Source organism: Stenotrophomonas sp. YJH_SMC_101-4, from assembly GCF_059370395.1.
This window is the reverse complement of sequence record NZ_JCAFTP010000001.1, coordinates 885875-910333: the sequence shown is the minus strand read 5'-3', so window position 1 is coordinate 910333 and position 24459 is coordinate 885875. Positions and strand designations below refer to the sequence as shown.

At 66.0% G+C, this 24459-nt stretch carries 21 protein-coding genes; 5 read left to right on the top strand and 16 right to left on the bottom strand.

Annotated features, from left to right (window positions below; all coding sequences use genetic code 11):
* Positions 1-5: 5 nt before the first annotated feature.
* From xylA to AC5P8D_RS04150, 6 genes are all read right to left on the bottom strand, one after another.
* On the bottom strand, positions 6-1340 hold the full coding sequence (xylA, locus tag AC5P8D_RS04175) for a xylose isomerase (RefSeq protein ID WP_071305224.1): 1335 nt from the start codon (positions 1338-1340) through the stop codon (positions 6-8).
* 43 nt (positions 1341-1383) lie between these two features.
* Positions 1384-2877, bottom strand: coding sequence for a xylulokinase (xylB, locus tag AC5P8D_RS04170; protein ID WP_126561219.1), 1494 nt, complete (start codon positions 2875-2877; stop codon positions 1384-1386).
* A gap of 161 nt (positions 2878-3038) precedes the next feature.
* A complete protein-coding gene (locus AC5P8D_RS04165; protein ID WP_043395872.1) occupies positions 3039-4571 on the bottom strand; it encodes a tryptophan halogenase family protein in 1533 nt (510 codons plus the stop codon).
* A gap of 11 nt (positions 4572-4582) precedes the next feature.
* A complete protein-coding gene (locus AC5P8D_RS04160) occupies positions 4583-5605 on the bottom strand; it encodes a cupin-like domain-containing protein (protein ID WP_019337715.1) in 1023 nt (340 codons plus the stop codon).
* A 3-nt stretch (positions 5606-5608) separates the two neighbouring features.
* Entirely contained in the window at positions 5609-6367 is a 759-nt protein-coding gene (locus tag AC5P8D_RS04155; protein ID WP_495203098.1) for a SapC family protein, read from the bottom strand.
* A 130-nt stretch (positions 6368-6497) separates the two neighbouring features.
* A complete protein-coding gene (locus tag AC5P8D_RS04150; protein ID WP_029380038.1) occupies positions 6498-9626 on the bottom strand; it encodes a TonB-dependent receptor in 3129 nt (1042 codons plus the stop codon).
* A gap of 423 nt (positions 9627-10049) precedes the next feature.
* Here AC5P8D_RS04150 and AC5P8D_RS04145 point away from each other — a divergent pair, with 423 nt between their 5' ends.
* Positions 10050-10610: a fasciclin domain-containing protein gene (locus AC5P8D_RS04145; RefSeq protein WP_010485685.1), complete on the top strand. Its 561-nt coding sequence runs from the start codon at positions 10050-10052 to the stop codon at positions 10608-10610.
* 96 nt (positions 10611-10706) lie between these two features.
* Here the strand turns inward: AC5P8D_RS04145 and AC5P8D_RS04140 are convergent, their stop codons facing one another.
* Both AC5P8D_RS04140 and AC5P8D_RS04135 read right to left on the bottom strand, forming a co-directional pair.
* Entirely contained in the window at positions 10707-10919 is a 213-nt protein-coding gene (locus AC5P8D_RS04140) for a hypothetical protein (protein WP_010485683.1), read from the bottom strand.
* Positions 10920-11025: 106 nt separating this feature from the next.
* Entirely contained in the window at positions 11026-12207 is a 1182-nt protein-coding gene (locus AC5P8D_RS04135) for a serine hydrolase domain-containing protein (protein WP_010485681.1), read from the bottom strand.
* A gap of 294 nt (positions 12208-12501) precedes the next feature.
* Between AC5P8D_RS04135 and AC5P8D_RS04130 the strand changes: the two genes are divergently transcribed.
* Entirely contained in the window at positions 12502-13749 is a 1248-nt protein-coding gene (locus tag AC5P8D_RS04130; protein WP_029380037.1) for an arsenic transporter, read from the top strand.
* Positions 13750-13773: 24 nt separating this feature from the next.
* On the opposite strand, the gene AC5P8D_RS04125 is transcribed toward AC5P8D_RS04130, so the two are convergent.
* The 5 genes from AC5P8D_RS04125 to AC5P8D_RS04105 form a co-directional block, all read right to left on the bottom strand.
* A complete protein-coding gene (locus AC5P8D_RS04125; RefSeq protein ID WP_495203097.1) occupies positions 13774-15207 on the bottom strand; it encodes an OprO/OprP family phosphate-selective porin in 1434 nt (477 codons plus the stop codon).
* 134 nt (positions 15208-15341) lie between these two features.
* Entirely contained in the window at positions 15342-16118 is a 777-nt protein-coding gene (locus AC5P8D_RS04120) for an ABC transporter permease (RefSeq protein ID WP_005409726.1), read from the bottom strand.
* On the bottom strand, positions 16102-16935 hold the full coding sequence (locus AC5P8D_RS04115; RefSeq protein ID WP_005416613.1) for an ABC transporter ATP-binding protein: 834 nt from the start codon (positions 16933-16935) through the stop codon (positions 16102-16104). The genes AC5P8D_RS04120 and AC5P8D_RS04115 overlap by 17 nt, the downstream gene beginning before the upstream one ends.
* Before the next feature lie 14 nt (positions 16936-16949).
* Positions 16950-18008 (bottom strand): ABC transporter substrate-binding protein, encoded by a 1059-nt coding sequence (locus tag AC5P8D_RS04110; RefSeq protein WP_049409879.1) that lies wholly within the window; start codon positions 18006-18008, stop codon positions 16950-16952.
* 75 nt (positions 18009-18083) lie between these two features.
* Positions 18084-19205 (bottom strand): 4-oxalomesaconate tautomerase, encoded by a 1122-nt coding sequence (locus AC5P8D_RS04105; RefSeq protein ID WP_049409699.1) that lies wholly within the window; start codon positions 19203-19205, stop codon positions 18084-18086.
* A gap of 109 nt (positions 19206-19314) precedes the next feature.
* Here AC5P8D_RS04105 and AC5P8D_RS04100 point away from each other — a divergent pair, with 109 nt between their 5' ends.
* Complete coding sequence (locus tag AC5P8D_RS04100) at positions 19315-20217, top strand: LysR substrate-binding domain-containing protein (protein ID WP_049481172.1); 903 nt, start codon at positions 19315-19317, stop codon at positions 20215-20217.
* A 61-nt stretch (positions 20218-20278) separates the two neighbouring features.
* Here AC5P8D_RS04100 and AC5P8D_RS04095 read toward each other — a convergent pair whose 3' ends face one another.
* From AC5P8D_RS04095 to AC5P8D_RS04085, 3 genes are all read right to left on the bottom strand, one after another.
* Positions 20279-20659, bottom strand: coding sequence for a hypothetical protein (locus tag AC5P8D_RS04095; RefSeq protein ID WP_329921292.1), 381 nt, complete (start codon positions 20657-20659; stop codon positions 20279-20281).
* Positions 20660-20935: 276 nt separating this feature from the next.
* Positions 20936-21820, bottom strand: coding sequence for a methylenetetrahydrofolate reductase (locus AC5P8D_RS04090; protein ID WP_329921294.1), 885 nt, complete (start codon positions 21818-21820; stop codon positions 20936-20938).
* The gene (locus tag AC5P8D_RS04085; protein WP_010485658.1) at positions 21820-22734 is read right to left on the bottom strand and encodes a LysR family transcriptional regulator; all 915 of its coding nucleotides are present in this window, start codon (positions 22732-22734) and stop codon (positions 21820-21822) included. The genes AC5P8D_RS04090 and AC5P8D_RS04085 overlap by 1 nt, the downstream gene beginning before the upstream one ends.
* A 75-nt stretch (positions 22735-22809) precedes the next feature.
* Between AC5P8D_RS04085 and msuE the strand changes: the two genes are divergently transcribed.
* On the top strand, positions 22810-23397 hold the full coding sequence (msuE, locus tag AC5P8D_RS04080) for an FMN reductase (protein WP_312384981.1): 588 nt from the start codon (positions 22810-22812) through the stop codon (positions 23395-23397).
* Positions 23398-23453: 56 nt separating this feature from the next.
* Entirely contained in the window at positions 23454-24431 is a 978-nt protein-coding gene (locus AC5P8D_RS04075; protein ID WP_109814153.1) for a DUF1852 domain-containing protein, read from the top strand.
* Positions 24432-24459: the final 28 nt, after the last annotated feature.

Genomic DNA, 24459 nt, shown 5'->3' with positions numbered 1-24459 from the left:
CGCGCTCAGCGCAGCAGGTATTGGTTGAGCAGGTTTTCGTAACGCTCCTGCTTGCCGCTGGCCTGGCGCGGTTCGCCGAGCCGGGAGGCCAGTGCCGCCAGGTCCGGCAGGCTGAGCGTGCCACGCTCGAAATCCTGGCCGACACCGCTGTCGAAACTTGCGTAGCGCTCCTTGCGCCATTGCTCCCAGGGCGACTCGGTCAGCAGTGCATGGGCAACCTCCAGGCCACGTGCGAACGCGTCCATGCCGCCAATGTGGGCAATGAACAGATCCTCCAGGTCGGTCGACTCGCGGCGCACCTTCGCATCGAAGTTCAACCCGCCCTCCAGCCCACCCTGGCGCAGCACGACCAGCATCGCGCCGACGGTGTCGTACAGATCACTGGGGAACTGGTCGGTGTCCCAGCCGTTCTGCGCGTTGCCGCGGTTGGCGTCGATGCTGCCCAGCAGGCCGTGATCGGACGCGACCTGCAGATCGTGCTCGAAGGTGTGCCCGGACAATGTGGCGTGGTTGGCCTCGATGTTGAGCTTGAAGTCCTTGTCCAGCCCATGCTCCTTCAGGAAACCCACCACCGTGGCACTGTCGAAGTCGTATTGGTGCTTCATCGGCTCCATCGGCTTGGGCTCGATCAGGAAGTTGCCCTTCAGGCCAATGCTGCGGCCGTAGTCGCGGGCCATGGTCAGGAAGCGTGCGAAGTGCTCGATCTCGCGCTTCATCTGGGTATTGGCCAGCGACGCATAGCCCTCGCGTCCGCCCCAGAACACGTAATGCTCACCGCCCAGCTCGACCGTCGCTTCCAGTGCAGCCTTGACCTGCACGGCTGCACGCGCGACTACCGCGAAGTCGGGATTGGTCGATGCGCCGTTCATGTAGCGCGGGTGCGAGAACAGGTTGGCCGTGCCCCACAGCAGCTTGACGCCGGTGGCCTCCTGGCGCGCCTTGGCCAGGCCCACCATGTGCGCGAGGTTCTTCTGGTACTGGCCGATGTCATCGGCATCCGGCGCCAGGTCGATGTCGTGGAAGCACCAGTACGGCACGCCCAGCTTCGTGAAGAACTCGAACGCGGCGTCCACCTTTGCCTCGGCCGTGGCCAGCGGCGACGATGCCTCCCACGGGAACTGCCGGGTGCCCGGGCCGAACGGATCGTGCCCGGCATTGCAGAAGGTGTGCCAGTAGCACACGGCGAAGCGCAGATGCTCCTGCATGGTCTTGCCGCCGATGACCCGGTTGGCATCGTAGACCTTGAAGGCAAGCGGATTGTCCGAGCCCTTGCCCTCGAACGGAATGCGGCCGACGCCGGGGAAGTACTCCTTGGCGCCGATGAAGGGCTGCGTGCTCATGGTGCGTGCTCCTGTCGTTGTACGGGGTGTCGTGGAGGAGCCATCAGCCGCGCTGCAGCGGCGTGATGGCATCAAGATGGCTGAGGAAGCGTGCGTAGGCCCGTGCATAGGCTTCGCTGCGGTCCGGATCCGGCCGTGCGGACAGCGCGGGATCGACGGTGACGTGGCGCGCGGTGATGTCGCTGATCGAGGTGGCGTCTCCCTGCGCCTTGGTGAACGCCCACAACGCCTGTAGCGCCGCTCCAAATGCCGCACCTTCGGCCTGCACCGGGACGTCCACCGGCAGGCCGAACACATCAGCCACCAGCTGACGCCAGGCAGCGCTGTTGCTGCCACCGCCGGTGAGCACGATGCGATCGAACTGCATGCCTGCGCGGACAAAGGCGTCGTAGCCGTACTTCAGGCTGTAGGTCGCGCCCTCCATGGCGGCGCGGTACACATGCGCCGGGGTGAAATTGGCGGTGTCCAGGCCAGCCAGCACGCCCTTGCCCAGCGGCAGGTCAGGGGTACGTTCGCCATTGAGGAACGGCAGCATCACCAGCCCGCCTGCTCCCGGTGGCGTCGCGCACAGGTGCGCATCGCCGTCGCGAGTGCTGAAGCCGAAGGCACGGGCCACCTGTTCGGTCGCCACGGTGCAGTTCATGGTGCAGATCAGCGGGAGCCAGCCCCCCGTCGACGAGCAGAACGCTGCCCAGGCGCCGTCGGTATCGATCACCGGCGATCCGGAGTAGGCAAACAGCGTTCCGGAGGTTCCCAGGCTCATCGCCAGCCGACCTTCCGTGACGCAGCCGGTGCCGATCGCCGCCATCATGTTGTCGCCGCCGCCAACGGCCACCTTCACCGCCGTCGGCAGCCCCAGCGCGGCTGCCGCAGCAGGCGCGATATCGAACAGCGCATCGGGTGATGCGATGGGCGGCAGGCAGGCGGCAAGATCACGATCAGGGTCGGTTGCGCGCAGCAGCTGCTGCGACCAGGTGCGTGTGCGCACGTCCAGCCAACCGGTTCCAGACGCATCGCCAAGCTCGCAGAACCGCTGCCCGGTCAGCACGAAGTTCAGGTAGTCGTGTGGCAGCAGGATGGTCGCCATCCGCGCGTAGGCGTCGGTACGGTGGATCCGGGTCCAGGGCAGCTTGGACGCTGTGTAGCCGGCCAGGATCGGGTTGCCCGCCAACGCGATGGTCCGTTGCAACCCGCCCACGGCGTCCATGATCTGGATGCACTCGGCCGTGGTGCTGGTGTCGCACCACAGCTTGGCCGGCGCCAGTACTTCACCAGCATCATCAACCGGTACGAACCCATGCTGCTGGCCCGATACCGCCAGCGCGACGATGCGAGCGCGCAGCGAGGGATCGATCCGGGCAAAGCAGTCGCGCAGGGCCGACACCCAGTCGGCAGGCGCCTGTTCACGGCTGCCGTCGGTGCCGCTGTCCAGCGCGAGCGGCGCGCTGGCCGAGGCCACAACCGCCTGCTTCCGCGGGTCATAGACCAGCACCTTCAGGCTCTGCGTCCCTGCATCGATTCCTGCAACCAGACCCATCGAAACCGCCTCCATTCAAAAGGGTAGCGCTAACATTCCGTGGACTCAAAAAAGGGGCGTGATGTTCAGCCCCTCCTTGCCACCGCTCGCGTCATCGCCACCGGTGTTGCCGCACTGTAACCAGCTGCAGCGGAAAAAGCGTGCTGCAACGCAAAACCCTGCTACGCGTTTGCTGCCGTCGAACGCCACACGTCAACGCCGGACCTGCAGTACTGCGCGATGAACTCCGCCTGCGTCGGCATCTGCGCGGCGGCCTGCTGCACCGGCTGCTGGATGCCCTTCAACAGGGTGCGCAGATCGGCGTCGCTCACTGCCCGCGCCAGCGGGTGGGCAGGACCGGGCGCGATGCCCTGCCCGAGCAGCACGCTGGTCCACGATTCCACGCGGAACAGCTCGCCGGGGTCCTGCCAGGCGTGTGCGCGCTCGCGCCACGCCTGCAGCCGCTGCTGCAGCGATTCGGGCACGCGCATTTCGCGACACGCCTTCCACATCGGTTCGGTGCGCTGCGTTGCGTGATAGTGCAGGATGATGAAGTCGCGCACGTGCTCCATTTCCTGGCGGCTGACATCGTTGTACAGCTTCACCAGCGACGCACGGATGCCGTCGAACGGGAACAACTGGATCAGGCGCACCACCGCGCTGATCGTCAGATGGATGCTGGTCGACTCCAGTGGCTCGATGAAACCGCTGGCCAGCCCGAGCGACACCACGTTCCCGTTCCAGGCCTTCAGCCGGCGCCCGCTGCGGAACGGCACCTTCCATGGATCGCGCAAAGGTGGGGCCCCGGCATCGCGCAGCAGCTTCGCTGCGGCCTCGTCATCGGACAGGTGGCGGCTGTCATACACCAGCCCGCAGCCAACGCGGTGCTGCAGCGCGATGTGCCAGCGCCACCCCGCTTCGTGGGCGATCGCGCGGGTATAGGGAACCGGCGGCGCCACCGCTTCGGTCTGCACCGCCACGGCCCGATCGCACGGAAGCCATTCGTGCCAGTCCTCGTAGCCGGTGCCCAGCGCCTGCTCGATCAGCAGGCCACGGAACCCGGTGCAGTCGATGAACAGATCGCCCTCGATCACCTGGCCGTCGTCCAGCACCAGCGCCTGCACCGAGCCGTCGTGTGCGTGCTGCCTGACCAGGGCGATCCTGCCTTCGATCCGGCGCAGGCCGTGGGCCTCGGCCCTGTGGCGCAGGAACCGCGCATACAGGCTGGCATCGAAATGATATGCATAGCTGGCCTGCGGCTGGGTGTGCAGCGAGAAGCGGTCGCCACGCGAGGCGATGCTCTCCAGGCAGAAGTCGCCCAGGTCCGAGGGCATGCCGCGGCGCAGGCTGTCCAGCCAGAAGTGATGGAAGGGAGCCGCCCAGGTGCCATGGCCGATGGTGCCGAACGGATGGAAGAAGCGATCCCCCGGCAGCCGCCAGTTCTCGAACGAGATCGACAGCTTGAAGGTACCGGCCACCGCGCGCAGGAACTCCTGCTCGTCGATCTGCAGGAAGCGATGGAAGGTGCGGATCGGCGGCACGGTGGACTCACCGACGCCGACCGTGCCGATCTGCTCGGACTCGACCAGCGTGATCTGCAGTTGGTCACGGAACTGATGCGCCAGCGCGCAGCCGGCCAGCCATCCCGCTGTACCGCCACCGGCAATGACCACTTTACGGATGCGCCCTGCAGGCGTGCTCTCGGTATCCAACACGGTGCCCTCTCTCAACGGTTGAGCCTGCCCAGCAGCATCGCGCGCATGCGGCGGGCGCGCTGCTCGTCGAACGGTGCCAGATCCCCGCGCGCCGTGTCAGGCAGGTGCTGCCCGGCGCGCTCGCCGGGGCCGAATACGTAGTATCGGAAGAGCCCTTCCCAGGCCTGCTTCTCACGCGCTGGCAGGTCGCGCACGGACCACATCGCGTGCTGTAGCGCCGCCAGAGGCGCCCCCAGCCAGGCCGGCGAGCTTCGCCACCAGTAGTTCACCAGCACGTTGAACGGCTCCAGGCTGCGTACATGGTGCCACCACATGCTGGGAATGAAGATCGCATCGCCCGGCCCAAGCACCGCCCTGCGTGCATGCGCCAGCGCGTCGCGGAAGCGTGGATGCCGACCGAAGTCGGGGTGTTCGAAGTCCACCACGCTGACCACCTGTCCACCCGGCGTGGGATCGAGCGGACCCGGATAGAGGTTGTCGATCTGGGCGGGCGGGAACAGCGTGAACTCGCGCTGCCCCACCGCGCAGCAGGCGAGGTTGTCGGGTGTGTCGAAATGGCACGAGGCCGTCACCCGGTTGCCGATCCAGATGCTGGCGGTGGCGTCGATGCCCTGCTTCGCCAGCCCGGCGTCGTTGGCCTGCGCGAATGCCGGCAGCAGGGCCCGCTCGATCGGCAGCGAGGCCACGTAATAGGTTGGCGGCCGCGGCGCATGCAGCGTCGTGGCGATCTCTTCCAGCACCTGGGCCAGCAGGCCACGCCGCACTTCGAAGTTCAGCCGGGTGAAGTCCGCGCTGTAGAACGGGCGGCCTGCGATCTCGGGGCCGCCGAACGAGTACTGGATGGGCGCACCCGCATCGACGCTGCACAGGTACACCATCGCGTCGTGCACGCCGCCCAGTCCGGCCTGGACCAGTGGCCAACCGCTGGCGATGCCGCGCAGTACGACCGGCTCACCGGCGTCCACCAGGTCAGCCAATGGCAACGCGGCAGGATCGATGCCTTCCAGGATCCGCATCGGCAGGCTGGCTTGCACTGGTCAGTTCCTGGCCGCCTGCGTGGTGCCGTCCTGGACGCGGAGACGGCGCTGCTTCTCGGCGATCAGGCGGCGCATGTTATGCAGCGAGGCAAGCATCAGGTACGCACCTTCCAGGTAACCGGCGCGGTTCAACGCAGCCAGGCGTGAACTGTCCAGCGCCGCCAGGCGCTCGCGGTCAATGCCGTGCAATCCGCTCACGCCCACGCGGTGATGCGGCGCGAGCTGCACATCAAGCGTCACCGGCTGGATGAGCCCGCAGTCGTCAAGCATCGTGAACATATTGGCCGCGAAGGCACTCCCCTCGTGGATGCCGCGCAGCACGCCGGCGATGTGGTCCAGGTAAGGCGTGTTGCCGCCCTGCGGCAGGAACACCGGCTCACCGGCGCCGGCGGTGACGCGCGGATGGTCCAGGTCCACGTGCATCACCGCATCCTGCGTGAGCACGCCATCCATGTAGTGCTCCTGGAACCCGATCAGGAACGGCCCTTTGGCGGCCGCGCCAGGCAGGTAGGAGGCATTCCAGCGCCCGTCCTGCAGGAACAGGTTCTCGTGTTGTTCGAAACCCAGCAGGGCCACGGACTGCCACGCTTCCGTCCCGGTTTCCCTGTGCAGGAAGATCGGATACTCACGCTGCAGTTCAGCGAACTCGCTGGGATAGGCCGGCACCATGCCCACCGCATCGCCGAACTGCGGCCCGAAGCCGGTGGCGACCTTCAGGTCCCGATGCGCGATGTTGTTGAGCATTTCATAGCGGGCCATCAGGATATCCAGTCCAGCGCGGGGTGGCTGGACAGCAGGGTAGCGCAGGCGCGACAGGTGCGGCGACACCGTCCCGGCACGGCACCGCTGGCGGGCAGCGGTGCCGTGCCGGACGCGTCGGCAACCAGGCTCAGAACTTGTAGCGGACGCCCAGCATGTAGCGCGGGCTCTGGTCTGCCAGCTTGACGATCATCTGCGACGTGCGCGAGCGCCACCGCACATCCTCACCGGTCAGGTTGATCGCCTCCAGGCTGAAGGACCAGTGGTCATCGAGCGCGTAGTTGACGCTGAGATCCCACTGCTCGTACGGCTCCACATAGTACGGATTGCGGCTGGAGCCCTGGTTGGCCAGGATCAGGTACTGATCGCGCCAGTTCCATGCCAGTCGCACCGACCACCCGTACTTCTCGTACATCAGCATGGCGTTGGCGGTGTCGCTCAGGCCGGTGAGCGAGAACTGGTCGATACCCGGATCGCCGCCGTTGTTGTAGCCGACATCACCTTTCACCACCGTGTAGTTGGCCAGTACGCCGAACCCGGTGTCACCGAAGAAGTACTGCCCGCCCAGCTCCCAGCCGTGCAGCTTGGACTTGTTCTGGTTGATCGGGCGATTGACGTTGAACTGGTACAGCGGATCGTTGGCCTGCCCATACAGATCGTAGGCCGCTTCGGTGGCCAGGACCTGCGCATCGGTTCCGTTGTAGGCGCCCAGGCCGGCAGGATTGTTGCGCAGCAACGCCAGTGCGGTGAACAGCGAGGTGTCGTTGGCCGAGCAGGCGGCTGCGTTGGCCGGCCCGACCTGGGCGACGCAGGCGCCGCTGGTCAGGAAGTCCAACGCCGCCCGCGCATCCGGCCCGGAGGTCGGGTCGGTGAGGCCGTACAGGCTTTCCTGGACGACGGTGTTGCCGATGAAGTTGCTGACCGACTTGTTCCAGTAGGTCAATGACACATAGCTGGCATCGGCGAAGTACCACTCCAGCCCCAGGTCGAGGTTGTCCGATTCCAGCGGCTTCAGGCTCGGGTTCTGGGAATTGCCGCTGGCGCGGGACGAGGGATCGATCAGCACCGAGCCGAACGGTTGCTGGGCCCCGGGTCCTGCATAGAGATTGCCGTACGGCGCGCGGGCGATGCTTTTGCCGAACGACACACGGCCCTTCAGTTCCTCGGTGAGGTCGATGCTGAAATCAAGGTTGGGCAGGATGTAGCTGTACCGCGCCTTTTCCGTGAAGGGCTGCTGCTCATCGGACAGCACGATGCGGAAATCGTTGTTGGCCTGCCACTCGATGGACTCGGGAACGGCAATGACCGAGGTCGACACCACGTCGGTGGTTTCATAGCGCACTCCCAGGCGCGTGTTGGTGCGCATGCCGCCCAGTTCCCCGTCCAGCTCTACCTGGAAGTACGCCGCCTTGGTCTTCTCTTCCACGAAATTGTCGGCCGCGCGTTGCGGGTTCACACCCAGGCCAACGCCGTACTCGCGCGACGCCCATTGCGCGAGCTGCCCGGCATTGCCGCGCCAGGCCGGCCAGCTGTTTGCACTGTAGTCGTCGAACAAGCCGACGATGCTGACCGGTTGAAGCAGGTCCATCAGGCCCGCGGCGGTATCCCGGTCCACGTTGGCCACGCCCCAGTCACCCAGGGTGGAGTAGGCCTCGGCGGCCTGGATGCGGTGGGTGGTGGACTTGTTGGTGTCCACGCCGAACTGGAAGCGGCCGTGGTCGAAGTTCCATTCGCCATCGACGCGCGCCTGCTTGATCTCGCTGATCTGGGTCTGCGCGTTGACGCGCAGCACCTGCGTGCCAACCTCGCCTTCCTGGAAGCCCGGATTGACCACGCCATTGGTCCCGGCGACCGCATCGGCGGTGCTGGGATACCAGACCTGGGTGCCAACCGGCAGGCCATTGTTGAAGTTCAGCTCCTGCACCCAGGAGCCACCGCAATGCGGGCCACGGGTGCAGTTGTTGGTGCCGGCGATGCTCATGAAGATCGAACCACCGCCGGTGAGCGGGTCATTCGGGCGGCTCTCGTTCTTCGAGTTGTGCGCATCGAAGCTGAGCTTGAAGCGGTCGCTGACATTCCAGACGGCATTGAAACCCAGCGAACCCAGCTTGTATTCCTGCATGCTGCGCTGCTGTTCCAGGCCGAAATCCTTGGTGCCGGCGATTTCACGGATGTATACCGGCGTCGCGACGGCGCCACTGGTGTCGAACTCGACGTTGGTGTAATTGCTGTTCTGCAGCCACATGCCCTGCTCGCCGCGATTCTCGGTGATTTCGTTGGTCGAGTAGGTGTAATCCACGGTCAGGGTCAGGCTGTCCGTTGGTGCGAACTGCAGCACGGCCTGGCCGTTGACGCGTTCGCGTTCGAATTCGGAGAACGCGTAGCGCAGGTCGTTGGGCCGCGCGTAAAGCTGGCCGACGGCCGGGGCATTGACCACGGTCGGGTTGCCCGGCATCGACCCTGTCCACGGCTGCACGTTCCAGTAGTTCTCCGTGGCCTGCACCGAGCCACCCTTGCGCTTCTGCTGGCTCGCGCTGAGGCTGACGCCAAAGGTCTTTTCCGGATTGCTGTAGCTGAAGATGCCCGACAGCTCCGGTGTCAGGTCATTGTCGAACGGCTGGCTCTGGTCGGAGACCAGCTTCGCCCCGGCGTTGGCCACGATGCCGGCGTGATCGAGCGGGCGCGAGGTCAGGATATTGATCGTCGCGCCGATGCCACCGCTGGGCACCTGTGCCTGGCTGGTCTTGTAGACCTCGATGCCATTGATGGCCTCGGCGGCCAGTTGCGCGAAATTGAAGGCGCGGGTGCCGCCGTCGACACCGCCGATGGCCACCTGTCCGGAGGCACCGAACGCGTCCGCGCCCGGCATCTGCCGACCGTTGAGCGTGACCATGTTGAACTGCGGACCGAAGCCACGCGCGGTCACCTGCGCGCCCTCGCCGTCACGGCGCTCGATGGAGATGCCGGTGATGCGCTGCAACGACTCGGCAAGATTGGTATCGGGGAACTTGCCGATGTCCTCGGCGCTGATCGCATCGACCACGCCCGCCGAGTCGCGCTTGATGTCCATGGCCTGGCTCAGGCTGTTGCGTATGCCCGTGACCTGCACTGCATCAAGCTGGGTGGGTTGCGACTGGCTCTGCGGCTGCTGCCCGGTCGCCGGTGCGGCGTCCTGCGCAAAGGCGGGATTGATGACCAGGGCACCACCCACGAAGGTGAACATGGCCCGGGACCGGAACTTCGCCAACGCGCGGCTCATGAACCGGACCTCGGGCCCGGGGTGCCACGGAAACTGCAGGTGCTCATGAAAGTCCCCTCTGACATACGATCGAATGGATGTACCGCCCCCTCCCAGGGGCACGCACGGGCGTGGCCCGCATTCCAAACCGAACAGCACGGGTGCTCGGGCACGCCGCGACTTACACTTGCTTTTCAAGCCTGCCAGGACAAACACGCGGCAAAGAAGGCAGCCTCCCGGACCCTGGATCCCCGTCCGACTGGTAGCGCTACCATCGCGTTGCAGCGGAGAGTAATCACCGAGGTTCGCCGTTGTCACCATGCAGCGCAGCAAAACCGGCAGCGCACGAAACAGCTGCTGACTCGGCCGTTGCTGCATCCGGTCACGCTCGCCCGCCGTAGGAAAGATGCCCGCGCTTGCGGGTCATCCAGAAAGGAACGCACCGTGAACGCTCTTCAGCGCATCGCCGCCGCAGTCGGCTTCGCCGTACTCGTTTCGTCCGGCTCCTCAGTTTTCGCCGCCAACACCGTCATCGTGGGCGGGGCAGAAATGTACCCCACCAGGACCATCGTCGAGAACGCCGTCAATTCCAAGGATCACACCACGCTCGTTGCAGCGGTCAAAGCAGCCGGCCTGGTCGACACCCTCAACGGCACCGGGCCCTTCACTGTTTTCGCGCCCACCAATGCGGCCTTCGAAAAGCTGCCTGCAGGCACTGTCGATACACTGGTGAAGCCTGAAAACAAGGCACAGCTGACCCGGATCCTGACCTACCACGTCGTCCCGGGCAGCTACAGTTCGGCCCAGCTTCTGGCCGATGCCCGCACGCACGGCGGCAAGGCCACCCTGAAGACCGTGCAGGGTGAGCCTCTCACCGTGGCGCTCCACGATGGCAAGCTCTGGGTCATCGACGCAAAGGGTGGCAAGGCAGGCATCAGCATTGCAGATGTCAGCCAGTCCAACGGCGTCATCCACGTGGTCGACACCGTGCTGATGCCCAAGTAAGCGTCCTCATGCAACGGGCATCCGGCGCGATGCCCGTTGCCCGGGCCGGTCATTCCGCCGTCAGCATGCGGATGCCCGGCCGGCATGGCGCAGTGGCTACCACACCGGTCCCAGCAGCTTCGTCACTTCGGCCTCCAGTTTCTGCGCGGCCTCGTCCTGGGAGGCGACCTTGATGCACAACCCCGACTGTGCCGGTCCCGGCACCAGCTGGTAGCGGTTGATGGTGCCGCCACCTTCACCGTCCAGCGCTACCCGCGCCACTACCGTTCGGCCATTTGCATGGAAGGTCCAGTCCTGATAATCAAACATGCTTCAGTAGGTGTGCGGCCAAGATGTCATCCCACTTTAGGCGGCACGCCAGTGAAGAACGCTCCAGGAAGATGTTCAGCGCGCGTGGACATGATGGCGACAGGGCCTATTGCAATGTCCGCGCCAACTGCAGGACATCGGCGAAGAAGGAGGGATAGTCGTCCTGTGGAGCGCTGTGGCTCTCGCGCCGGTGGATCAGGCGCACTGCGACGACACGCTGTTCCGGAATGATCATCATGTATTGGCCCAGGTAGCCGTTGGCGGCGAAGCCGACGGCCGGACCCCGTGTGATGTCGTAGAGATCGGCAAGCTTCAGCCCTCGCCCGGAGATCTGGCTGCCGTAACGCTGCGACCAGTCCGCGCCCAACTGATCGGCAAGGAAGGCCACCAGCGCGCTGCGGCTTTCGAATGCACGCCCTGCACTGGCCTGCAGCGCGCGCTGCACGTCGTCGTCCACCCTCCTTTGCACCAGCAGATCCTGTAGCCGGGGCTTGAGCTGGTAGCGTTCCCAGGCCGGTACCCGCCACCACAGCAGCCCAACATCTGGCGCACGGGCGCTTTCGGTCGTCATCAACGCGACCGACTGCTCACTCAGGAGACGTTTGCCATCCGGCGCCACGCCTCCGTCCAGCAACAGTTGCCCGATGGCGGCAAGATCGGCCGCGCGCAGGGACAGCCCGGCCATGCCCAGCGGGGTGCCTGCCTCATCCTTCATCCAGGTGTAGTGGGCAATGCCCAGGGGCTTGAACAGGCGCGCGTCCACATAGGCATCCAGCGGCTCGCCTGCCAGGCGCTCGACAATACCGGGCAGCAGGTTGGTGGCCTTGTTGTTGTAGGAGAACACGGTACCCGGGGCATCGCTCAGCTCGGCGGCCAGTGCCAGCCTGACCAGGTCCGGGGCCCCTTCCAGCTCTTCGCCCGCGTTCGCCACGTTCTGCAGGCCCGAGGTATGGTCCAGCAGCATGCGCACGGTAATGGCGCTCTTCCTGCCCTGCTTCCATTCGGGATAGATCTGGCTGACCGGCGTATCGATCGAAGCCAGCTTTCCTTCGTCCAGCAGCAACGCAATGGCCAGCGCGACGACCGACTTGGTGGCCGACATCAGGTGAACCGATTCCTGCCCCGCGGCGGGCTTCAGCTCAAGCAGCGTTTCCCGGTCGTGCATCACCAGGACCGCATCGGAATGCGCGGCGCGCGCGTTGCGCTCGATCGCGGCAAGGGCTTCGGCACGCGTCGCCGCTTGGGTGGGCCCGGCGATGCCGAACACCAGGGCCAGGGCGCAGGACAACCAGCAGGATCTTGGCATCGCAATCTCGTCCAATGAGCGTGTGTGCAGTTTGACTACATGTGTAGTCAAACTGCAGTGCCTGAAGTCATGCCGCGCTTGAGTGCTGAAGGTGGGCTGGGCGCCGCCCCGGCCCACCTGCAGCGCGGTCGACTGCAGCGGTCGCCATGCCGCGCCGCACGGTATGATGCGGCGACCCGGAACCTGCGATGATTGCAGCGGCCGCCCATCCGCTGATCGCGCGCGCCAGGACCCCCTGCGCCGGGGTCGCTGCCGGTGCCGCTGAAGCCCCACTCCATGCTCGCCCCCCAAGCCCCCCTCGTGATCTGGGCAGCGGTCGCCGTTGCCACCATCGGCCTGCTGTTCCGTCCTTTCCGCATCCCCGAATATGTGTGGGCGTTGTGCGCTGCCGCCCTCTTGCCGTTGCTGGGCGCGGTATCGCTGCACACCGCATGGGGCGCGGTGGCCGAAGGCCGCGACGTCTACCTCTTTCTGGTCGGCATGATGATGCTGGCCGAACTGGCGCGGCGCGAAGGCCTGTTCGATTGGGTGGCGTTGTACGCGGTCCGGCATGCGGGCGGATCGGGGCGACGCCTGTTCGACCTGGTGTTCCTGGTCGGCACGCTGGTGACGGTGTTCCTGTCCAACGATGCAACGGCCGTGGTGCTGACCCCGGCGGTCTACGCCGCCTGCAAGGCGGCGCGCACCAATCCCCTGCCCTACCTGTTCGTCTGTGCCTTCATCGCCAATGCGGCCAGCTTCGTGCTGCCCATTTCCAATCCGGCCAACCTGGTGGTGTACGGCCAGCACATGCCGCCGCTGCTGCAGTGGCTGGCGCAGTTCGCGCTGCCATCGGCGGCGGCGATCGGTGCCACCTACCTGGTCCTGCGCTGGGTGCACCGGCGCGAGATCGCCCAGCCGCTGGTGGCCGCGCCGGCGCATCGCCCGTTGACCGACGGCGGCCGGCTGAGCGCACTGGGCGTGCTGTTCACCGGCACCGTGTTGCTGGTCACGTCCGCCTTGAACGGGCCATTGGGCCTGACCACGTTCTGCGCGGGCACGCTGACTGTGGCGGTGGTGGCGATCCGTCAGCGGCGCAGCCCGCTGCCACTGCTGCGCCACGTGTCCTGGGGCGTGCTGCCGCTGGTGGCGGGACTGTTCGTGCTGGTGGAAGCGGTGGCGCAGACCGGTGTCATCCAGACCGCGGCCGGCGCCCTGCAGGCCGTGGCGCAGGCATCTCCCCGCCAGGCCAGCTGGCTGGCCGGTGGCGCGGCCGCGCTGCTGAGCAACGTGGCCAACAATCTGCCGGTCGGCCTGGCCGCCGGTTCGCTGGGGCAGATGGCCGACCTGCCGGCGCAGACCCGTGCCGCATTGCTGGTCGGCGTGGATCTGGGGCCCAACCTGTCGGTCACCGGTTCGCTGGCGACGATGCTGTGGCTGGTGGCGCTGCGCCGCGAGGGCGAGCATGTCAGCGCGCTCGACTTCCTGCGTGTCGGCGCGCTGGTGATGCCGCCGGCGTTGATCGGAGCACTGCTGCTGCTCTGATCGGCGCACGAGCGGCATGCGCTTCTAGAAGGCCACCTGCAGGCGGGTGTTGAAGGTGGTGCCTTCATCCCTGCCCTGGCCGGTGCCGCTGCGGTTGCGGGTCTGCCAACGGATCGCCTCGAACATCACGCGGCTGAAGTCGTTGAGATACCAGTTCGCACCCAGCGTCCACGCGTGGCCGGTACCGCCACTGGGCAGCTCGGCATAGTCCACATCCTCGTAGCGCCCCTTCAATTCCCATGCCCCGGCGCCGCCGCGGGTGACAGGATCGGCCACCTTGACCCGGCCCCAGGTGCCGGCCTTGCCCGAATAGGCCGGCCTTGCACCGGCCAGGAACCAGCCAGCCGAAATCGCCCAGGCCTGGTGGTCCAGATCGTAGCGCCCGCTGGCGTCGGCCCCGCGCAGGTTGCGCGTACCCCATTCGCCGGTCGCCCAGGCCGGCCCGAAGAAGCCTGCCAGTTCCGCGCCATGGGCCGTGCTGCGCTCGGCGCCCAGCAGTGTGCCCGGCGCGATCTTGACCAGGTCGTTGAAGTGCCCGGCGATGGCCGAACTGCGGACGCCGCCGCTGGCCCCTGCGGCGATCTCCTCATGGAAGGCCCAGGCCCCCAGGTGCACCGTGACCGCTTCGTTGGCCACCGGGTTCCAATGCACGCGCGTGGCCCAGGTCTGGCTGTCGTTGTCGGTGCCGGTGTTGTTGAGATCGTTGCCGGCCACCGACAGGCTGGCATGCCAGTCCTTGCCGTACACGCGCTCGGTCAGGCCGACACCGAACAGGCCGCGCTGCGGCAGCATCAGCGTGCCGACCACGTTGCGGTCCTGGAACGGCGTGTTGGACGTGCTGCTGGAGCCGTCGATACCCCGGTCGTTGAGGCGGTTGCCCACGGTCAGGTCGGCCGGCAGCCCGAACAGGCGGTGGTCCACGGTGGCGTAGACCGACTTCCACGCCACCGCGTTGTCGGCGAAGTCACCTTCCACCGCCCAGCCGAGGATGCCGTAGCGGCCTTCGGCGCCCAACCGCACCGAGCGGATCTCGGTACCGGAGATGTTGCGGTCACTCACTGAGGACCCATCGGTGCTGGATGCGTCGACGAACAGGCGTCCGCGCGGACGGAACACCACGCTGCCATCGGCACTGCTGAATTCCGGTGCACCCTTGGACCAGGTGACCTTGGGCGCCTTGGCCTGGCTGGATTCCAGTGCGGCAATGCGGGTGTCCAGCGCGGGAGCCTGCGTTGCGACCGCCGCGCCGGAAGTGCCGCGCCCGCCCTCCACGGCACGCAGGCGCGCCTCCAACTGCTGGATCTGCAGCGCCTGCTGCTGCACCAGGCGTGAGAGTTCGGCCTGGCTGAGTGGTGCGGGAGGGGACGAAACAGCCTGGGCGCCAACATGGCCACTGGCCAACAGCAGGCCAAGCGCGACCGGCAGCACTGCCAGCGGCAGCACGGTGGAATGATTCATGGGCTCTCTCTCCGGCCAGCCGGCCCCCTGGCCCGGCGCTGGCCTGTTGCGGTGGTGCGGGGGAAGATCGGGGGAGGAAGTGCGCGCCGCCGGATCGGTCCGGCGGCGCGGCGGGCCGGCTCAGCGCGGCCGGTTCAGCTGGTGGCCTGTGCCTGGGCGTTGGGACGCCAGGTGATCAGCTTGTTCTCGACCACGTCCAGCAGGGCGTCGATGACCAGCACGAAGGCGGCCAGGATGATGATGCCGGCGAACACGCCCACGGCATTGAAGTTGCCCTCGGCCTGCGCGATCAGGTAACCCAGGCCCGCCGAGGCCCCGAGGTACTCACCGATGATCGCGCCGACCACCGCGAAGCCCACCGAGGTGCGCAGCGAGGACAGGATCCAGCTGGCTGCTGCAGGGAAGTAGACATGGCGCAGCAGGTCGCTACGGCTTGCGCCCAGGATGCGGGCATTGGCCAGCACCACCGGATTCACCTCGCGCACGCCCTGCATGGCATTGAAGAACGTGGTGAAGAACACCAGGGTGACCGCCAGCGCCACCTTCGACCACAGGCCCAGCCCCAGCCACAACACGAAAATCGGCGCCAGCACTACGCGCGGAATTGCGTTGAAGCCTTTGATGAAGGGGTCGAGGATGCGCGCCGAGCGTCGGCTCAGGCCCAGCCACACGCCGCCAGCCACACCCAGGCCGGTGCCGATGATGTAGCCCAGCGCGGTTTCGGTCAGAGTGATGTAGACGTGCTGGTAGAACGAGGTATCGGACAGCCAGGTCCAGGCCTGCTGCACGATCGCTGTTGGCGAAGGAAAGAAGAACGGATCGATCACGCCCAGCGCGATGCCACCTTCCCAGCCGCCGAACACGGCGACCACCAGGGCCAGCTGGATGAACTTGTCAGTCTTGGCGTGCATAGCTCTTCTCCACTTCGCCGCGCAGGCAGGCCCAGATGTCGCGGTACAGGTCGGTGAAACGGTCATCCAGCTTGATCTCGGCCACATTGCGCGGACGCTCCAGATCCACGTCGAAGCTGCGCACCACGCGGCTGGCTGGGCCGGAGGACAGCACCACCACGCGATCCCCCAGGGCGATCGCTTCTTCCAGATCGTGGGTGATCAGGATCACCGAGCGCCGGTCCTCCTGCCACAGGCGCAGCAGCTCGTTCTGCATCAGGTGCCGGGTGTGGATGTCCAGCGCCGAGAACGGTTCATCCATCAGGATCACCTTCGGCTCGACGATCAGCGCCTGCGCCATCTGCACACGCTTGCGCTGGCCACCGGACAGCTGATGGGGGTAGCGATGCTCGAAACCAGCCAGGCCGACCTTGGCCAGCCACGCGTTGGCCTTGGCCTTGCGTTCGGCTTCGGGCACGCCGCGGAAGCGCAGGCCGAGTTCAACATTCTGGTAAGCCGTCTTCCACGGCAGCAGCGCATCCTGCTGGAACAGGTAGCCGACCGACTCCTGCACACCGCTGACGGCGCGGCCGTCGATGCTGACCTGCCCGGAAGACGGCTTCAGCAGACCCGCCACGGAATTGAGGATGGTGCTCTTGCCGCAGCCGGTCGGGCCGACGATGGCAAGGAACTCGCCGTCACCCACCTGGATGTCGACATCACGCACGGCGGTGAATTCGCCGAAGGACATGGTCACCTTGTTGAGGGCGACCATGGTCTGTGCAGGCTCCAGCTGCGGCGCGCCGTTGAGCTGGCGCACGGTGGCATTGAGGGCCATGGGGTTACCTCCGCTTACGGTTGGGCCGCCGGCGCCGCAGCGTTGGCACGCTCGACGAAGGCATTGGTGTAGGTCCTGGACAGATCGATGTTGGCCTTGGCCACATCCGTGTTGAACTCGCGCAGCACCTTCAGTGGGGTTTCCAGGTCGGCCGGCGTGAAGTGACCGTCCCGGGTAAAGATCGCGCGGGCGTTCTCCACCGCGCGGGCATAGGTGGCGCGGTCGCCGGAGACGTAGCTGTCCGGCAGGGCCGCGACGATCTCCTCGGCGCTGTTGTCGGCGATGAACTTCAGCGCCATCTGCTCGGCCCGGGCAATCTTCGCGGCCGCCTCCGGTCGCTTGTCCAGGAAGCTCTGGTTGGCGTACATCACCGAGGTCGGGTACAGGCCGCCATAGACCTGGCGGGCGCCGTCATCGCTGCGCGCGTCGAGGAGGATCTTCCCGACCTTGCGCTCGGTGATCAGGGTGGCGGCCGGGTCGTAGTTGACCAGCAGGTCGATCTTGCCCTGCTCCAGCGCGGCGACCGCTGCGGCGCCCGAGCCGACGCCGATCAGCGAGATGCTGTCGGCCGGAATATCGTGCTGGGCGAGGAAGTGACGGACGAAGAAGTCTGACGATGAGCCCGGTGCGGTGATGCCGACCTTCTGGCCCTTGATGGTCTCCGGGCGGGCCGGATCGAAGGTGGCATCCTCGCGGCCGGCCATCACCAGGCCGGAGTTGCGCGAGAGCAGCACGAAGGCCACCACGTCCTTGCCCTTGGCCTGCATCTGGATGGTGTGGTCGTAGAAGCCGACGGCCACGTCGGTGGAATTGGCCACCAGCGCCTGCAGTACCTTGGAGCCGCCCTGGGCGAAGTTCTCGGTCTTCACTTCGAGACCGACATCCTTGAAATAGCCCTTTGCGTCGGCGATGAAGAACGGCAGGTTGTTGAGGTTGTAGGAGCCGACGCTGATGCGTACCGGTGCATTGTCACCACCGCCGGCGGATGCGCCTTCGGTGCGCCCGCTGTTGCTGCATCCGGCCGCGGCCAGACCAGCCGCGCACAGCGCGGCCATCAAGAACTGCTTGTACATCATCCCTCCCAGGAGTGAAGCATCTACGTTGTAATGGCGGGCATGCGTGTCTACGCCGGCCCGTCCGGGTTCAGATCATGCCGCTGACGTCCATTGGCGGGCTTGGGTGGCACTGGCCGTGGTGGGCGCGGGCGAAGTCGCGTACACGCGCCCCTCGAACAAGCGGCGCGCGGTGCGGACCACGCTGGCAATCACCGGCGAATCGCCCGAGCTGCGACTGAGGCCCACCTCCAGGGCCCCGCTCGGATGTTCGAGGGTAATGCGGCCGGGAACGGACAGGCATCCGACCAAAGTGTGGGCCAGCGTGCCCGGCGTAACGGCGGCGGTGGCCAGGCCAACGGCACCGGTAATGGCCAGCGCGGTGTGGCATTGATGCGGCATGAAATAGCGCACCTGCAGATCGCCCCCCTGTTGCGGCGCCGACAGCAGCACCGGCTTCGGAATGACCTTGTTGCCGGCGTCGGCGATGCCCATGCGGGCACCTGCCTCGATGCGCAGCGCTTCCAGCCGGCGCATGAACGCCGCGTCCGCGTTCAGTTCGACGGGCGAAGCATCACCACGTACGCCCAGGTCTTGGGCACGCACCAACATCATCGGCATGGCGCAGTCCACCAGGCTGACCGGGACGCCATCGATGGATTCCTGCGCGTGCCCGCTGGGCAGCAGCTTGCCGGTGCGGGCGCCCGCGGCATCAAGGAAGGAAAGCCTGACCGGCGCAGCCGAGCCCGGCGCGCCGGCAATGCGCGTATCGCCGCGGTAGACCACGTTACCGCCCGGCGTTTCCACGGTCGCGATGATCAGCTTGCCGGTGTTGACGTTGTGGATGCGCACCTCGGTCTGCGGATCCTGAGCCTGCACCAGCCCCCGCTCGATGGCATACGGGCCCACCGCCGCCAGCATGTTGCCGCAGTTGGGAGACGTGTCCACGACCTGCTGCTCCACCCTTACCTGGGCGAACAGATAGTCCACGTCGGCATCTGCCCGGCTCGATCGGTCGATGATGGCCACCTTGCTGGTCAGTGCGTTGCCACCACCGATGCCGTCGATCTGCAGCGGATGACCCGACCCCATCACTTCCAGCAGCAGGCGATCGCGTTCGGCGGTGTCCGCCGGCAGGTCGCTGGCCAGGAAGAACGGGCCCTTGGAGGTACCGCCGCGCATGAGAACGCAGGGAATGCTGAGCAGATCGTTGGACATACGTGTGCTAGATTGATGCGTGTAGGGGATGAATGACCCCTCTGTGATTCGATACTGGCATGACCCCAATTGATCTGTGAATTGCTGATTTTTGGATGATTGATACCCGATGAGCATCAATTGCGAAATCCTGGATCTGCGTGCGTTCCTGCTGGTGTCGGAGACCCGCAGCTTCCATCGCGCCGCGGAAATCCTGCACGTCTCCCAGCCAGCACTCAGCCGGCGTATCCAGAAACTGGAACAGGCGGTGGGGTCGCCGCTGCTGGAGCGCACCACGCGCAGCGTCAGTACCACCGCTGTCGGCGAGAACCTGCTGCCGCTGGTGCGCCGCATGCTGGAGGAATTCGATGGATCACTGTTCTCGCTGCGCGGCCGCGAGGACACCCGCGGCGCGACAGTGACCATCGCCTGCCTGCCGACGGCGGCGTTCTACTTCCTGCCCAGCGTGATGGCGCGTTTCCACGAAGCGCACCCGAACGTGCGCTTCCGCATTCTGGATATCCCGGCCACGGAGGGTCTGCAGGCAGTGGAACGTGGCGAAGTGGAGTTCGGCATCAACTTCATGGGCGCCAACGATCCGAATCTCGATTTCGACGTACTGGCAGAGGACCCGTTCGTGCTGGCGTGCCGTCGCGATCATCCGCTGGCGCGCAAGCGCAAGGTGGAATGGGCCGACCTGGCCGAGCACCAGTTGATCACCGTGCATCGCACCAGCGGCAACCGCACGCTGCTGGACGGCGCGCTGGCGCGCGAGAACCTCAAGTTGAGCTGGCACTACGAAGTGACCCACCTGTCGACGTCACTGGGCATGGTCGAGGCCGGCATCGGGGTGTCGGTGCTGCCGAAGATGGCCACGCCAGATGGGGGTCACCCCACCCTGGTGACGCGCGCGATCGGCAACCCGGTGGTGTCACGCACGATCGGCATCGTCCGCCGCCGCGGCGCCCTGCTCTCGCCCACGGCGGAGCGATTCCTGCAGATGCTGATGAGCCAGTGGCGCGGGGAGGCGTGAGCAGCCCCGCAGTTCACGCACCCATCCGTTCCGGCACACTGGGCGCTGACAGGGTCGCCCTTCATGACGAGGCCGCGAAGATCGACGCAATACCTGCAAGCGATCCCACGGCCGCCCATGAGAGCGTGGCGAATGCAGTCAGCAGTACCTTCCGGTGGACGGCCTGCGCTTCGTCCTGCGCCTCCGACCGTCGCGCATAGGGCCTGGAGAAACCCAGCAGTTCGCCGGTGACTGTCAGTGCCCCCATCAGGATCAGTGCGGTCACGCAAAAGCCGAACATGGAGCCTATGAAGGCCAAATGGCGGGTGTCGCCGATAGCCGGCTGAGTCCCGGCCAGGGCTTCCACAAGTTGCCCCGTCCACCGTGCGGGCAGCCAAGCCAGGGCTGCGACAATGCCGAAGTGACTGGCCACGTTGATCCAGAACCAGGATGTGGTCTTCATGACGTCAGCGTTTCCGGTGTTGGCCAGTGGCGGGCATCGTGACGCCTGCGCCAGCCCCGCGCAACGCTGCATGGGGAAGCCAGCCAGCGGCCGGCACTACCAGGTCAATCAGCCTGCGGTTTCCAGCCCCTTGCCTGCCGCATCCATCCGCAACGAGGCCAGGTACCGGCAGTACTTGCCGACGAACATGAGCGGTCCCTTGGTGAGCGGTGGCGAGGGGCCCTCGCCTTGGCGCTCACTATTCGCTTCCGCCCCAATGGCGACCAGTGACAGCTGTCAGTCTTCGTGGATTACGCCGCGCGCACCGCGACCACGCTGCCGGTACTGCTCGATCCACTCCAGCGAGGGCGCAACACCGCCGAACGGGAACAGGTGCGGACTGACCTGGCCATGCGCGCTGGTCAACCCCTTCACCAGGCGATCGACGAAAACCTCCGGCCCCGCCGTTCCGAGCAGGCGGCCGATCGAGATGCCATACCGGGCGAGCATCGATGCACTGGCGCCTACGCCGCACATCGCCGCATAACGCAGCAAGCGGGTGATGCTGGCCGGACCCGGCACACCGACCAGCACCGGAACGGTGATGCCACGCGTGCGCAGTGCATCCAGCCAGGTCAGCACGGTATCGGCATCGAACGCGAACTGGGTGACGATCAAGGGGGCCATGCCGCGTGCTTCTATGCGCTGGCATTTGTGTTGAAGCGCCTGCCAGCGTTCGTCACTGCTCATTACCGGGTGGCCTTCCGGATGCCCGCCGATGGCGGCGACCTTGATACCGTGTCGCTCCAGAAGACCGGTCTCGATGATCGACGCGCTGTCTGCAAATGGTCCGATGGGCGTGGCCAGGTCACCCGCGATCAGCAGGCAACGCGCGACCCCGGCTTCGCCGGCGGTACGTTCCAGGAAGCGTTCAAGCGCTGCGTGTGACCCGATACGCCGCGCGGAGAGATGCGGCATCGGCTCGAAGCCGAGCTCGCGCACCGCGCATGCGGCGGCCAGGCGTGCATCGTCGTCCTCGCTGGCCAGCCAGGGAATGGAGATGATTGTGCCGCGCGGTATGCGGGCCGCCTCGGCGCGCAGCGCAGGCATGGCTTTCGCGCTGACTTCCAGTGAAAAGGCGTTGAGGAAGGCGTCCGCCCGCAGTGACATGCCTGCCGACATCAACGCGCTCCGCCCACATTGCCGGCAAGCGGCGAGCTGTTACGGGCCAGCTCGATGAAGGCCTGGAGGTAGTCGATACCGGTATCGGCCTCGCGCGCGCCCAGGTAGATCTGCTTGGGGATGCCCTTGGCACCCAGGCGGACGGGCACGACGTCCATGCGCGCAGCGTACTCCTCCACCAGCCAGCGCGGCATGGCGGCCACGCCGCGGCCGCTGGCCACCATCTGCATCATGATGTCGGTGGTTTCAATGGCCTTGTGGCGCCGCGGCGTGATGCCGGCCGGCAGCAGGAACTGGTTGTAGATGTCCAGACGCTCGAACGGCACCGGGTAGCTGATCAGCACTTCCTGGCCGAGCTGGCGCGGCTTTACGTAGTCCACCTTGGCCAGGGCGTGGTTGCTGGCCACCACCAGCACCTGCTCGTAGTCGAACACGGGAATGAACTTCAGGCCTGGCTTCAGCAATGGGTCGGGGGTGACCAGCAGGTCGATCTCATAGCCGAACAGCGCGCCGATGCCGCCGAACTGGAACTTCTGCTTGACGTCCACATCCACGTCCGGCCATGCCGCCAGGTACGGCGAGACGATCTTCAGCAGCCACTGATAGCAGGGATGGCACTCCATGCCGATGCGCAGCGCGCCGCGCTCGCCCTGTGCGAACTGGCCCAGCCGCTCCTCGGCCAGGTCCAGCTGCGGCAGCACGCGGTTGGCGACTGCCAGCAGGTATTGCCCGGCCTGGGTCAGCCGCAGGCTGCGGCCTTCGCGCAGCCACACATCGGTGCCGAGCTGCTGCTCCAGCTTTTTCATGCTGTGGCTCAGGGCTGACTGGGTCAGGTTGAGCACGCCGGCCGCGGCGGTGAGCGAGCCCTGCTGCTCAACCTGCTGCACGATGCTGAGGTGGATCCGTTCCAGCATGACGATGAATCTCGCTCATGGATTGGTGAAGTAATACCATTTTACGTCATGGAAGGCACTGACTAGGATCGGGTCATGCTTTCACCTGCCCACCCCCTTCGAATCGTCGCCGTCTCCGGCGGATTGCAACGCCCTTCCAGGGCCGCCACGCTGGCCGAGCATCTGCTGGACCTGATCGGCGAGGACATCCATTGCGAGCAACGCCTGATCGAACTGGGCGAGCTGGCGCCGCAGCTGGCCGGCGCACTGTGGCGCTCACAGTTGCCCGACGCTGTGGAGCGGCAGCTGGTTGCTGTTGAACAGGCCGACGTACTGGTGGTGGCAACGCCGGTCTACCGCGGTTCGTACACGGGGCTGTTCAAGCACTTCTTCGACTTCATCCACCAGGACGCACTGGTCGACACCCCCATCCTTCTGGCCGCCACCGGTGGCAGCGAGCGCCACTCGCTGGTGATCGACCATCAGCTGCGCCCGCTCTTCAGCTTCTTCCAGGCGCGCACCCTGCCATTGGGTGTCTACGCCACCGATCGCGATTTCGCCGACGGCCGCGTGCACAGCGACGCCCTGATCGAGCGGGCGCGACTGGCGGTACGGCGGGCCATGCCGCTGCTGGCGCTGCCCCGCCATCGTGCCACCGCCCTTGAGACCGCCGCAGCGCTTTGAATGCCGGATGCCCTCGCCCGCATCCGGATGCCACCCCGCAACACGGAACGCCGCCCATGACGACCGACACCTTCACCTTCAGCATCACGCGCATCCCCTTCAACGAGGACTACCAGCCCGCCGATGGCACGCGCATCACCACCAATTTCGCCAATCTGGCGCGCGGCGCATCCCGGCAGGAGAACCTGCGCAACACGATCAGCATGATCAACAACCGCTTCAACGATCTGGCGCACTGGGACAACCCGAGCGCGGATCGCTATGCGGTCGAGCTGGACATCATCTCGGTGGAGATGCACATCGACGGCAGCGATGGCCGTGATCCGTTCCCGTTGATCGAGGTCCTGCGCCCAACCATTGTCGACACGCAGACCGGTGCGCGTACCGAGGGTATCGTCGGCAACAACTTCTCGTCCTACGTGCGCGACTACGATTTCAGCGTGGTGCTGCCGGCCAGCAACGAGGGCAAGGCCACCTTCGGCATTCCGGAAGGCTTTGGCGACCTGCATGGCAAGCTGTTCAAGCACTTCCTGGAGTCTGACGCCTACCGTGCCAACTTCAGCAAGGGGCCGGTGATCTGCATCAGCGTATCCAGCAGCAAGACCTACCACCGCACCGAGAACCACCATCCGATCCTGGGCGTGGAATACCGCCAGGGCGAGTTCTCTCCCACTGACCAGTATTTCGACAAGATGGGCCTGCAGGTGCGCTACTTCATGCCACCGGGCAGCGTGGCGCCGCTTGCCTTCTACTTCCAGGGCGACCTGCTGGGGGATTACTCGAATCTGGAACTGATCGGCACCATCAGCACGATGGAAGCGTTCCAGAAGATCTACCGCCCGGAGATCTACAACGCCAACTCTGTGGCCGGCAAGGTCTACCAGCCCAGCCTGAAGCACCAGGACTATTCGTCCACCCGCATCGTCTACGACCGCGAAGAGCGCAGCCAGCTGGCGGTCAAGCAGGGCAAGTTCACCGAAGAACACTTCATCAAGCCGTATCGCGCCGTGCTTGAGCAGTGGGCTGCCCGTTGATCCATCGATTTTCCATTCGCCCCCAGGA

Bases quoted from the DNA above. Each gene is read 5' to 3' on its own strand.
- xylA (WP_071305224.1), bottom strand. From the start codon at position 1,340: ATGAGCACGCAGCCCTTCATCGGCGCCAAGGAGTACTTCCCCGGCGTC.
- xylB (WP_126561219.1), bottom strand. From the start codon at position 2,877: ATGGGTCTGGTTGCAGGAATCGATGCAGGGACGCAGAGCCTGAAGGTG.
- AC5P8D_RS04155 (WP_495203098.1), bottom strand. From the start codon at position 6,367: ATGGCCCGCTATGAAATGCTCAACAACATCGCGCATCGGGACCTGAAG.
- AC5P8D_RS04150 (WP_029380038.1), bottom strand. From the start codon at position 9,626: ATGAGCCGCGCGTTGGCGAAGTTCCGGTCCCGGGCCATGTTCACCTTC.
- AC5P8D_RS04140 (WP_010485683.1), bottom strand. From the start codon at position 10,919: ATGTTTGATTATCAGGACTGGACCTTCCATGCAAATGGCCGAACGGTA.
- AC5P8D_RS04130 (WP_029380037.1), top strand. From the start codon at position 12,502: ATGCTCGCCCCCCAAGCCCCCCTCGTGATCTGGGCAGCGGTCGCCGTT.
- AC5P8D_RS04125 (WP_495203097.1), bottom strand. From the start codon at position 15,207: ATGAATCATTCCACCGTGCTGCCGCTGGCAGTGCTGCCGGTCGCGCTT.
- AC5P8D_RS04120 (WP_005409726.1), bottom strand. From the start codon at position 16,118: ATGCACGCCAAGACTGACAAGTTCATCCAGCTGGCCCTGGTGGTCGCC.
- AC5P8D_RS04115 (WP_005416613.1), bottom strand. From the start codon at position 16,935: ATGGCCCTCAATGCCACCGTGCGCCAGCTCAACGGCGCGCCGCAGCTG.
- AC5P8D_RS04110 (WP_049409879.1), bottom strand. From the start codon at position 18,008: ATGTACAAGCAGTTCTTGATGGCCGCGCTGTGCGCGGCTGGTCTGGCC.
- AC5P8D_RS04105 (WP_049409699.1), bottom strand. From the start codon at position 19,205: ATGTCCAACGATCTGCTCAGCATTCCCTGCGTTCTCATGCGCGGCGGT.
- AC5P8D_RS04100 (WP_049481172.1), top strand. From the start codon at position 19,315: ATGAGCATCAATTGCGAAATCCTGGATCTGCGTGCGTTCCTGCTGGTG.
- AC5P8D_RS04095 (WP_329921292.1), bottom strand. From the start codon at position 20,659: ATGAAGACCACATCCTGGTTCTGGATCAACGTGGCCAGTCACTTCGGC.
- AC5P8D_RS04090 (WP_329921294.1), bottom strand. From the start codon at position 21,820: ATGTCGGCAGGCATGTCACTGCGGGCGGACGCCTTCCTCAACGCCTTT.
- AC5P8D_RS04085 (WP_010485658.1), bottom strand. From the start codon at position 22,734: ATGCTGGAACGGATCCACCTCAGCATCGTGCAGCAGGTTGAGCAGCAG.
- msuE (WP_312384981.1), top strand. From the start codon at position 22,810: ATGCTTTCACCTGCCCACCCCCTTCGAATCGTCGCCGTCTCCGGCGGA.
- AC5P8D_RS04075 (WP_109814153.1), top strand. From the start codon at position 23,454: ATGACGACCGACACCTTCACCTTCAGCATCACGCGCATCCCCTTCAAC.